The sequence below is a fragment of the uncultured Intestinimonas sp. genome (assembly GCF_944387245.1).
Lineage (GTDB): Bacteria > Bacillota > Clostridia > Oscillospirales > Oscillospiraceae > Intestinimonas.
Genome location: NZ_CALXEE010000018.1, coordinates 24,213 through 34,621, shown reverse-complemented (window position 1 = coordinate 34,621; position 10,409 = coordinate 24,213). Strand labels below are relative to the sequence as shown.

10 protein-coding genes are annotated in these 10,409 nt (G+C 61.0%); all 10 read left to right on the top strand.

Features of this window, described 5'->3' with window-relative positions; translation table 11 throughout:
• Nucleotides 1–558 precede the first annotated feature (558 nt).
• The 10 genes from Q0K15_RS04235 to nagA all read left to right on the top strand — a co-directional run bounded on the left by Q0K15_RS04235 (nt 559) and on the right by nagA (nt 10,363).
• Entirely contained in the window at nt 559–1,746 is a 1,188-nt protein-coding gene (locus Q0K15_RS04235; protein ID WP_294512678.1) for a BMP family ABC transporter substrate-binding protein, read from the top strand.
• A 294-nt stretch (nt 1,747–2,040) separates the two neighbouring features.
• A complete protein-coding gene (locus tag Q0K15_RS04230) occupies nt 2,041–3,552 on the top strand; it encodes an ABC transporter ATP-binding protein (RefSeq protein ID WP_294512693.1) in 1,512 nt (503 codons plus the stop codon).
• A gap of 3 nt (nt 3,553–3,555) precedes the next feature.
• On the top strand, nt 3,556–4,683 hold the full coding sequence (locus Q0K15_RS04225) for an ABC transporter permease (protein ID WP_294512675.1): 1,128 nt from the start codon (nt 3,556–3,558) through the stop codon (nt 4,681–4,683).
• On the top strand, nt 4,683–5,624 hold the full coding sequence (locus Q0K15_RS04220; protein WP_294512672.1) for an ABC transporter permease: 942 nt from the start codon (nt 4,683–4,685) through the stop codon (nt 5,622–5,624). The genes Q0K15_RS04225 and Q0K15_RS04220 overlap by 1 nt, the downstream gene beginning before the upstream one ends.
• Before the next feature lie 134 nt (nt 5,625–5,758).
• Nucleotides 5,759–6,187 (top strand): MarR family transcriptional regulator, encoded by a 429-nt coding sequence (locus Q0K15_RS04215; protein WP_294512690.1) that lies wholly within the window; start codon nt 5,759–5,761, stop codon nt 6,185–6,187.
• A 113-nt stretch (nt 6,188–6,300) separates the two neighbouring features.
• Nucleotides 6,301–7,302 carry an MATE family efflux transporter gene (locus Q0K15_RS04210; protein ID WP_294512669.1) on the top strand — a complete coding sequence of 334 codons (1,002 nt, stop codon included), beginning with the start codon at nt 6,301–6,303 and terminating at the stop codon, nt 7,300–7,302.
• Nucleotides 7,187–7,639: an MATE family efflux transporter gene (locus Q0K15_RS04205; protein ID WP_294512687.1), complete on the top strand. Its 453-nt coding sequence runs from the start codon at nt 7,187–7,189 to the stop codon at nt 7,637–7,639. Before Q0K15_RS04210 ends, Q0K15_RS04205 begins: the two co-directional genes overlap by 116 nt.
• Before the next feature lie 80 nt (nt 7,640–7,719).
• Nucleotides 7,720–8,295, top strand: coding sequence for a cytidylate kinase-like family protein (locus tag Q0K15_RS04200; RefSeq protein ID WP_294512666.1), 576 nt, complete (start codon nt 7,720–7,722; stop codon nt 8,293–8,295).
• A gap of 197 nt (nt 8,296–8,492) precedes the next feature.
• Nucleotides 8,493–9,239, top strand: coding sequence for a glucosamine-6-phosphate deaminase (nagB, locus tag Q0K15_RS04195; protein ID WP_294512663.1), 747 nt, complete (start codon nt 8,493–8,495; stop codon nt 9,237–9,239).
• Nucleotides 9,236–10,363: an N-acetylglucosamine-6-phosphate deacetylase gene (gene nagA / locus Q0K15_RS04190; RefSeq protein WP_294512660.1), complete on the top strand. Its 1,128-nt coding sequence runs from the start codon at nt 9,236–9,238 to the stop codon at nt 10,361–10,363. Before nagB ends, nagA begins: the two co-directional genes overlap by 4 nt.
• Nucleotides 10,364–10,409 lie beyond the last annotated feature (46 nt).

Sequence of the window (10,409 nt, the reverse complement as noted above, 5' to 3'; positions counted from 1 at the left end):
GCCCTGGGCGCCGACCGCCTTGGCACCTCCCGGATCGTGAAGCTGGTGAAGGGCCAGCAGGGCGAGGGGTACTGAGAGAAGGCATGTGCGGGCGGCGCCGGGACCCGCCGCAGGCGGGACGCCGCGTATGCGGCGAAGGCCGGCGGAATTGACTTCTGCCGGCCGCAGATGAAATAAAAGGGGGTCCCCGCGGGAGCGTGTTCCCGTGGGGCTGCCGATCGCCTTGGCACCTCCCGGATCGTGAAGCTGGTGAAGGGCCAGCAGGGCGAGGGGTACTGAGAACTGACCGCATTTTGCATGAAGCGGAGACCGTCCGAAAGACGGTCTCCGCTGTTTTTTCAGGTGCGCAGCCGTCCATTTCCCCAAGACCTGCTTGGACGGACGACGATCATTTAACACTTTTGTAACAAAACCGTAAACTTTTTTTGACAACCGCGAAATTTCGGTTGCGCTCTGGTAAAATGTGCGATATAATAGGCCCGTGCTCGGGAGGATGGACCATTTTTGAAGATGTCTAGGCCATACCGGGCATTGATTTTGAAAGGAAGGTAGATCAGCTTGAAGAATTTTAAGAAACTTTCCGCTCTTGTTCTGGCTGGCGCCATGGTGTTCTCCCTGGCTGCCTGCGGCGGCGGCAGCAGCGAGACTCCCGCCCCCGAGACCACCACTCCCGTTGAGACCACTCCCGCCGAGACCGCTTCCGCCACCGACATGAAGGTGGCCATGATCACCGACTACGGCGACATCACCGACCAGTCCTTCAACCAGACCACCTATGAGGCCTGCAACGAGTTCTGCACCGCCAACAGCGTGGAATTTACTTATTATAAGCCCGCCGGTGACTCCACCGCTGAGCGTGTGGCCATGGTGGACGCCGCTGTGGCCGAGGGCTACAACGTGGTCGTGATGCCCGGCTACGCTTTCGCCGAGACCATCAAGGAGACCGCTGAGATGTATCCCGACGTCACCTTCATCGCTCTGGACGTGGGCGAGGCTGACCTGGGCTCTGACTACACCGTGCCCTCCAATGTCTACTGCGCCGTGTACCAGGAAGAGCTGTGCGGCTACATGGCCGGCTACGCCGCTGTGAAGCTGGGCTACACCCACCTGGGCTTCCTGGGCGGCATGGCTGTCCCCGCTGTGCAGCGCTACGGCTACGGCTTCGTGCAGGGCGCTGACGCCGCTGCCGTCGAGCTGGGCAACGGTGCCGATGTGACCGTGGAGTACGTCTACGGCAACCAGTTCTTCGGCGATGCCGACATCACCGCTTACATGGACAACTGGTATCAGACCCAGGGTGTTGAGGTCGTCTTTGCCTGCGGCGGCGGCATCTACACCTCCGCTGCTGAGGCCGCTGCCAAGGTTGGCGGCAAGGTCATCGGCGTGGACGTGGATCAGGCTGGTATCATCGACGCCTACGGCGAGGGCATGACCGTGACCTCCGCCATGAAGGGCCTGGCCAACACCACCAAGCACCTCCTCCAGGAGGTCATGGACGGCAACTTCGCCAACTACGGCGGCCAGATCGAGACCCTGGGCCTGGTGTCCGGCGACGATCCCACTGCCAACTATGTCCAGCTGCCCATGGAGTCCACCCAGTGGAGCGACACCTTCACTCAGGACAACTACAAGGCTCTGGTGGCCGGTATGTACGATGGTACCATCACCGTCTCCAACGACGTGTCTGTGGCCGCTGCTGACAACGCCACTGTCATCACCGTCAACGAGTACGGCAACATTAAGTAAGAGATCCATTCGGATCTGAGAAAAGGCCGCCGCGGCAGATGCCGCGGCGGCCTTTTTTCTATGGGGGGGGAGAGAAAAATGGCACATCGAACATTTTTGTTTTGAATTATGCGCCTGAATATAGTACAATGGTAGAGAACCATATATGCTGATATATGCTGGCTCCGCACGGTGTGAAACACCGGGGCGGACCTGGGGCGGAAGCCCTACGGGCCGGCGCTTCGCGGACGGTCCGGCAGATACTATGCGACAAGAGGGAGGGCGGTAAGCTTGGAGCAGCCATATGCCATCGAAATGCTGAACATCACCAAGCGGTTTCCCGGCATCGTTGCCAACGACAACATCACGCTCCAGTTGAAGAAAGGTGAGATCCACGCGCTTCTGGGCGAGAACGGCGCCGGTAAGTCCACGCTGATGAGCGTCCTCTTCGGCCTCTACCGGCCAGAAGAGGGCACCATCAAGAAGGACGGTCAGGTGGTAGAGATCAAAGACCCCAACGACGCCAATGATCTGGGCATCGGCATGGTCCACCAGCACTTCAAGCTGGTGGAGTGCTTCACCGTGCTGGACAATATCATTCTGGGCGTGGAGCCCTGCAAGGGCGGTTTTTTGCAGAAGGCGGAAGCCCGGGAGAAGGTCATGGCCCTCTCTGACAAATACGGCCTGAAGGTGGACCCGGACGCCCTGGTGGAGGACATCACCGTGGGTATGCAGCAGCGCACCGAGATCCTGAAGATGCTCTATCGGGACAATGAGATCCTCATCTTCGACGAGCCCACCGCCGTCCTCACCCCCCAGGAGATCGATGAGCTCATGGACATCATGCGGGGACTCAAGGCCGAGGGCAAGAGCATCCTCTTCATCACCCACAAGCTCAACGAGATCATGGCGGTGGCCGACCGCTGCACCGTGCTGCGTAAGGGCAAGTATATCGGCACCGTGGACGTGGCCACCACCACCAAGGAGGAGCTCTCCAAGATGATGGTGGGCCGTGACGTAGACTTCGTGGTCCACAAGGAGGAGGCCAAGCCCAAGGATGTGATCCTCTCGGTGGAGGGTCTCACTGTGGCCTCCAAGGTGCACAGCAACAACAACGCTGTGAAAAACGTCTCCTTCACCGTCCGGGGCGGGGAGATCGTCTGCATTGCCGGCATCGACGGCAACGGCCAGACCGAGCTGGTCTACGGCATCACCGGCCTGGAGCCCGTGAAGTCGGGTAAGGTCACCCTGTGCGGACAGGACATTACCCACGCCCCCATCCGTAAGCGCTCCACCATGGGCATGAGCCACATCCCCGAGGACCGGCACAAGCACGGCCTGGTGCTGGACTACACCCTGGAGGACAACATGGTGCTCCAGCGGTATTTTGAGCCCCAGTTCGTCTCCAGCACCGGCTTCCTCAAGCGCAAGGCCATCCGGGAGTACGCCGAGCGGCTCATCGAGCAGTACGACGTGCGTTCCGGCCAGGGTCCCATCACCGCCGCCCGGGCCATGTCCGGCGGCAACCAGCAAAAAGCCATCGTGGCCCGTGAGATCGACCGCGATCCCGAGCTGCTGGTGGCCGTCCAGCCCACCCGCGGCCTGGACGTGGGCGCCATCGAGTATATCCACAAGCAGATCGTGGCACAGCGGGACGCCGGCAAGGGTGTGCTGCTGGTCAGTCTTGAGCTGGACGAGGTCATGGCCCTCTCCGACCGCATCCTGGTCATGTACGAGGGTGAGATCGTGGGAGAGCTGGACCCCAAGACCACCACAGTGGAAGAGATGGGCCTCTACATGGCCGGCGCCAAGCGGAAGGGGGCTTAAGGGATGAAACAGAAAAACTCGATTCTGCGCAACAAGGGTGTGCAGTCCCTGCTGGCCTCCCTGCTGTGCATCATCATCGGCCTGGTCATCGGCTACCTGGTCCTCCTGGCCATCAACCCCGCCGGCGCCTGGGAGGCCATCCTGACCATCGTCAAGAACTTTTTCTACTATCCCAGCGGCCCCGCCCGGATGAAGTACCTGGGCAGCACCCTGGTCAAGACCGCACCGCTGCTCATGTGCTCCCTGTCGGTGCTCTTTGCCTATAAGGTGGGCCTCTTCAACATCGGCGCCGCGGGACAGTATGTGGTGGGCGCGGGCGCCAGCCTCTACTGCGCCCTGGGCCTCCAGATGCCCTGGTTCGTCTGCCTCATCGCCGGTATTGTGGCCGGCGCCGTTCTGGGCGGCATCTCCGGCGCCCTGAAGGCCTACCGCAACGTCAACGAGGTCATCTCCTGCATCATGCTCAACTGGATCAGCCTCTATGTGGTCAACGCCCTGCTGAGCAACGTGAAGGAGTCGGCCAGTCCCTACACCATGACCCTCTCCAGCACCAACCCCTCCGCCATCATTCCCAGCCTGGGTCTGGGTGAATTTTTCTCCAACAACCAGTATGTCACCATTGCCATCCCCCTGACGGTGATCGTGGCCATCCTCATCTGGGTGCTGCTGGAGAAGACCAAGCTGGGCTATGAGCTGCGGGCCACCGGCGGAAACAAGTTCGCCGCCAAGTACTGCGGTATGCAGGAGAAGCGCAACATCATCCTCACCATGGCCATCGCCGGCGGCCTGGCCGGCTTCGGCGCCGGCGCCTTCTTCCTCACCGGCTTCGAGCAGTGGCAGTGCACCCAGTCCTCCGTGCCGGCCATGGGCTTCAACGGCATCGCCGCCGCCTTCCTGGGCGGCCTGAACCCCATCGGCGCCATCTTCTCCTCCTACTTCATCCAGCACATCACCAACGGCGGCGCCTATGTGGACAAGACCATGTACTCCGCCCAGATCTCTGACCTCATCTCGTCGCTTATCATCTACCTGTGCGGCTTTGTGTTCTTCTTCAAGACCGCGCTCACCGCCTGGCTGGACCGCCGCGCCGAGCGCCGTGCGGCCCAGGAGCAGAAAGGAGGGGAAGCATAATGCTGCTGCTGATCCAATATACCATTATCTTCGCCTCGGTCCTCATCCTGGTGGCCCTGGGCGGCTGCTTCTCCGAGCACTCGGGCGTCATCAACATCGGCCTGGAGGGCATCATGGTTATGGGCGCCCTGGGCGGAGCCCTGATGATGAAGTTCGCCCCAGCCGGTATCCCCGACGTGGGTATGATTGTGCTGGTGGTTCTGGCCGCCGTGATCCTGGGCATGCTCTACTCCCTGCTGCTGGCCGTGGCCGCCATCAACTTCAAGGCCGACCAGACCCTGGTGGGTACCGCCATGAACCTGCTGGCCACCGCCGCCGCCACTGTCTTCGTCAAGGCCATGAACACCGCCGCCGACTCCGGCAACGTCTCTGCCACCATCCAGTATATCGAGCAGAAGAAGGCCTTCCTGGTGAACATCGGCGGGTTCGAGTTCAACTGGTTCATGCTCATGGCCCTGGTGGCCCTCATCTGTTCCTGGGTGGTCCTCTACCGCACCCGCTTCGGCCTCCGGCTCATGGCCTGCGGCGAACATCCCCAGGCGGCTGACTCCGTGGGCATCAATGTCTACCGCATGCGCTATGCCGGCGTCCTCATCTCCGGCTTCCTGGGCGGCCTGGGCGGCATCGTCTATATCACCGCCGGCGTCAGCGAGTGGAAGTTCGAGTACGGCGTGGCCGGTTTCGGCTTCCTGGCCCTGGCCGTCATGATCTTCGGCCAGTGGAAGCCCACCCGCATCGCTCTGGCGGCCCTGCTCTTCGGCCTCTTCCGGGCCCTGGGCAACGTCTACACCGGCTTCGACCTGCTGAAGAACCTGAACCTGCCCAGCTCCGTCTACAACATGCTGCCCTATATCGTCTCCCTGGTGGTGCTGGCCTTCACCTCTCAGAAGTCCAGAGCCCCCAAAGCCGAGGGTATCCCCTACGACAAGGGTATGCGCTGAGTTCATAAGCGAAAAAGGGGCACTGTTTACACAGTGTCCCTTTTTTGTATCCCTCCCGGCCTTGACAAATACTGTGGACAGATATACTATGTAACTAGTTACTTATTTAGGAGAGGTGGGGCACTGTGGGCGCAATGCCGTTTGGCCTGAAGCTCGCCATCATCAACCGGGCGTTCCGCAAGAAGCTGGACGAGAAGGCCGGTACCATGGGCCTGACCGCCGTACAGCTGCGGGTGCTGGGTTCGGTCAGCCGTCTGGAGGCCGCTGGAGAGACGGAGATCCACCAGAACGATCTGGAACGGATCGAGCACGTTACCCATCCGGCCATGACCAAGCTGCTCCAGCGTCTGGAGAGCAAGGGCTTCATCCGGTGTGTCCCCAGCAGCCTGGATCGGAGGTACAAGAAGATCACCTGTACGGAGCGATCGGCCGGGATCCACCATATGATCCTGGAGCAGGATGAGGAGGTGCTGTCCGAGCTGTGCCGGAATTTTACCCTGGAGCAGCGGGAAGCCCTGCACCAGCTGGCGGATATGCTCCTGGAGAACATCGACGCGGAGTGAGTCGGCCGGTCAAAACTGAATTCCCCAGGCAGCGCGCTGAGGAGATACTCGGTGCGCTGCCTGCTTTTTTGCGCAAATAAGTAACTAGTTACTTAATAAGGAGAGATGCGACTATGGAAAAAGAAGTAGCAGAAGCCAAAAGCCCTTTTGCAACGGAGCCCATCGGCAGGCTGATCCTGAAATTCGCCGTCCCATGCGTCATTTCCCTGCTGGTGAACTCCCTGTACAACATTGTGGACCAGATCTTCATCGGCTGGGGCGTGGGCTATCTGGGCAACGGCGCCACGAATGCCGTGTTCCCCATCACCATTGTGGCGCTGGCTCTGTGCCTGATGATCGGCGACGGCGGCGCCGTTTATCTGAGCCTGAAGCTGGGCGAAGGGGACATTGCCAGTGCCAAGCGGGGGGTAGGCAATGCAATCGTTATGGTGGTTGCAGTCAGCATTGTCCTGGCAGCCGTATTCCTGATTTTTATTGATCCCATCCTCAAACTGTTCGGCGCTACCGACGCCCTGTGGGACTACGCACTGCAATATGGTACGATCATCGGGTTCGGCCTTCCCTTTATGATGATCCCCGGCGCGATCAACTCTATGATCCGGGCCGACGGCAGCCCCAAATATGCCATGATGTCCATGGCGCTGGGCGCCGTGCTCAACACCATCCTGGACCCTGTGTTCATTTTTATCTTCCATATGGGTGTGCAGGGTGCCGCCATTGCTACGGTGATCGGTCAGGTGGCCACCTTTATCATGGCGGTGACCTATCTCTTCCGGTTCAAGACCTTCCGCATTGACCGCACGGCATTCGTCCTGAAAGCAAAGACCTGTGTCACCGTGCTCAGCCTGGGTATCAGCAGTTTCATCACCCAGTTTGCCATCACCATCGTCATGGCGCTGACCAACAATCTGTTTGGTTTCCTACGGCGCTTTGTCCGTTTACGGTTCCGAAATCCCCATGACGGCCACAGGTATCGTCATGAAGGTCAACCAGATCCTCATCTCCATCCTGGTGGGTATCGCCGTAGGGGCTCAGCCGATCATCGGCTTCAACTATGGCGCCAAGGATTTTACCCGTGTGAAAAAGGCGCTGGACATCGCGATCGTAGTCTCTGAGGTCATCGCCATCATTGCCTTCCTGATCTTCCAGTTTGCTCCGATGGCAGTTGTGTCCCTGTTTGGCTCGGAAGAGGGGCTTTACAATGAGTTTGCCGTTATGGCCTTCCGCACGTTTCTGCTGCTGTGTCCCCTGACCGGTTTCCAGACGGTGATCGCTGTATATCTCCAGGCGGTGGGCAAGCCAATCAAGTCGGCCATCCTGTCTCTGGCGCGTCAGATCATTTTCTTTGTGCCTGCGGCGCTGATCCTGCCCAAATTCCTGGGTGTAGTGGGCGTGCTGTGGACCGGCCCTGTGGCCGACGGTCTGGCCTTTCTCTGTCGGTCGGACTGCTGATTTATGAGAGAAAGCAGCTGAAAAGAATGGAAACCGCTGAATGACCGGCGGGGATGGATATTGTGGAAGGAGTGCGCGTTATGAAACACAGAATCATTACCATCAGCCGTGAATTCGGAAGCGGCGGCCGCACCATCGGAAAAAAGGCGGCAGAGGCGTTGGGGCTGCCTTGCTACGACAGAGAACTGATTCAGAAAATGGCGGCAGAGAGCGGATTCCATGAGCAGTATATCAAGGACAACGGTGAGTCTGCTCCTGTGGGATTCCTGTCCAACCTCACCAACCGGGCCTTCGGCCCCACCAATGAGGACTATCTGTGGGAGGTCCAGTGCAAGATCATTACGGACCTGGCGGAAAAGGGACCCTGCGTGATTGTGGGCCGGTGCGCCGACTACATCCTCAGGGACAAGGCCGACTGCCTGCGGGTCTTTATCCACGCGGATATGGACTTCCGGGCCAGGCGCATCGTGGAGGTGTATGGGGAGCGGGAGGCCTCCCCAGAGCAGCGGCTGAAGGACAAGGACAAACGCCGCGCGGCCTATCACCGGTTCTACACCAACATGAAGTGGGGCCACGCCCAGAACTATGACATTACCCTGAACAGCGGGACCCTGGGGATCGAGCGTTGTGCGGACATCATCAAGGGCCTCTATTGACGGATGAGAGGAGCAGAGCGGGACAGACCCGCTCTGCTTTTTCCGCATTCTGAAATATAGACAAGATGCGGCAGGAAAAAGCCCGCCTCCCCCTTGGCTTTTGGTGGATATACCGATATAATAGGGTCAGTGAGGGGCGGACAGACCTTGGGGTCCGCTGTACACGGTAAGAACAGTACAAAAGGAGAAAAAGGGGAATGAGGATCTATCAGGAAGCCGACTACGATGCCATGAGCCGCCGGACGGCGGCCATCATCGCCGCCGAAGTCATCCGGAAGCCGGACTGCGTCCTGGGCCTGGCCACCGGCTCCACGCCGGTGGGCTCCTACCGGAAGCTGGCCGCCTGGGAGCGGGATGGGCTGCTCAGCTTCTGTGATGTCACCACGGTGAACCTGGATGAATACAGGGGCCTGGGGCCCGACCACGAGCAGAGCTACCGCCATTTTATGCGTACCAACCTTTTTGACCAGGTGAATATCTGTCTGGATCGGACCCATGTCCCCGACGGCCTGGCCGCCGATCCGGAGGCGGAGTGCCGCCGGTATGACGCCCTGGTGGAGTCCCTGGGCGGGACCGACCTCCAGTTGCTGGGCATGGGACGCAACGGCCACATCGGGTTCAACGAGCCGGGGACGGTATTCATCCGGGAGACCCATGTGGTGGATCTGACCCGGAGCACCATCGAGGCCAACGCACGCTTTTTCCAAAAGAACGAGGAGGTGCCCCGTCAGGCTATCACCATGGGCGTTGGCGCCATCATGTCTGCCAGACGGGTGCTGGTGGCGGTCAGCGGCGCCGACAAGGCGGAGGCGGTGCGTAGGGCCTTCTGCGGTCCCATCACGCCGGAGGTGCCCGCCTCCATTTTGCAGCTCCACCGGGATGTGGTGCTGGTGGGCGATGTGGCCGCCCTCAGCGGCCTGAGAGAAGCGGGGGTATTGCAGTGAGGATCATCGGCGCCAGTGTATTTGATGTACAGAACGGTTTCGTCCGCCGGGACCTGTGTACCGACGGAGAGCTCATCTCCTTCCGCAGCGGAGACGATGCGGTGGTGGAGGCCGACGGCTGCTGGCTCATCCCCGGCCTCACCGACCTCCACTTCCACGGCTGCCGGGGGGAGGACTTCAGCGATGGCTCCCCGGAGGGCCTGGCCGTCATGGCCGACTACGAGCTCTCCCGGGGCGTCACCCAGATCTGCCCGGCGGGGATGACCCTGGACCGGGAGGCACTGCTGGCCATGTGTGCCAATGCCCGCAGCCACCGGGAGGCCGCGAAAGGCGGCGCCGACCTGGTGGGGATCAACCTGGAGGGACCCTTCCTATCCCCGGAGAAGAAGGGCGCCCAGAACGGCGCCTGGCTCCGAGAACCCGATGCCGCCCTCTTCCGGGAGCTGCAAAATGAGGCAAAGGGCCTGGTGAAGCTGGTGTCGGTGGCGCCGGAGCTTCCAGGTGCCCTGGACTTTATCCAACAGGTGGGAGAGCGGGTGTGCGTCTCCATCGCCCACACCACGGCCGACTACGAGACGGCCCTGGCCGCCTTCCAGGCCGGTGCCCGGCAGGTGACCCACCTCTATAACGCCATGCCCCCCTTTGCCCACCGGGCGCCGGGGGTGGTGGGGGCCGCCTTTGATACCCCGGAGAGCCGGGTGGAGCTCATCTGCGACGGTGTCCACGTCCACCCTTCGGTGGTCCGGGCCACCTTCCGCCTGTTCGGGCCTGACCGGGTCATCCTCATCAGCGACACCATGCGGGCGGCCGGCATGCCCGACGGGGACTACACTCTGGGCGGACAGGATGTCCACGTGGAGGGCCGCCGGGCCACCCTGGCCGACGGTACCTTAGCGGGTTCGGCCACCGACCTCATGGCCTGCATGGTGACGGCGGTACAGATGGGCATTCCCCTCCACCAAGCGGTGAAGGCGGCGGCGGTGAATCCCGCCCGGGCCATCGGCATTTACAGCCGGGTGGGTTCCCTGGAGCCGGGAAAACGGGCCAACCTGGTGCTGCTGGACCGGGATCTGGCTGTCCGGGCGGTGATCTTCCGCGGAGCTCCCGTGATAGATACCCTCTGAGGGAGCAAAATGTGTCTTGCCTGCATGGGCAAAAAAGGGTAAAATA

Excerpts from the sequence above, each read along its gene's own strand:
- Q0K15_RS04230 (WP_294512693.1), top strand. The coding sequence starts at position 2,041 with ATGCTGAACATCACCAAGCGGTTTCCCGGCATCGTTGCCAACGACAAC.
- Q0K15_RS04225 (WP_294512675.1), top strand. The coding sequence starts at position 3,556 with ATGAAACAGAAAAACTCGATTCTGCGCAACAAGGGTGTGCAGTCCCTG.
- Q0K15_RS04220 (WP_294512672.1), top strand. The coding sequence starts at position 4,683 with ATGCTGCTGCTGATCCAATATACCATTATCTTCGCCTCGGTCCTCATC.
- Q0K15_RS04215 (WP_294512690.1), top strand. The coding sequence starts at position 5,759 with ATGCCGTTTGGCCTGAAGCTCGCCATCATCAACCGGGCGTTCCGCAAG.
- Q0K15_RS04210 (WP_294512669.1), top strand. The coding sequence starts at position 6,301 with ATGGAAAAAGAAGTAGCAGAAGCCAAAAGCCCTTTTGCAACGGAGCCC.
- Q0K15_RS04200 (WP_294512666.1), top strand. The coding sequence starts at position 7,720 with ATGAAACACAGAATCATTACCATCAGCCGTGAATTCGGAAGCGGCGGC.
- nagB (WP_294512663.1), top strand. The coding sequence starts at position 8,493 with ATGAGGATCTATCAGGAAGCCGACTACGATGCCATGAGCCGCCGGACG.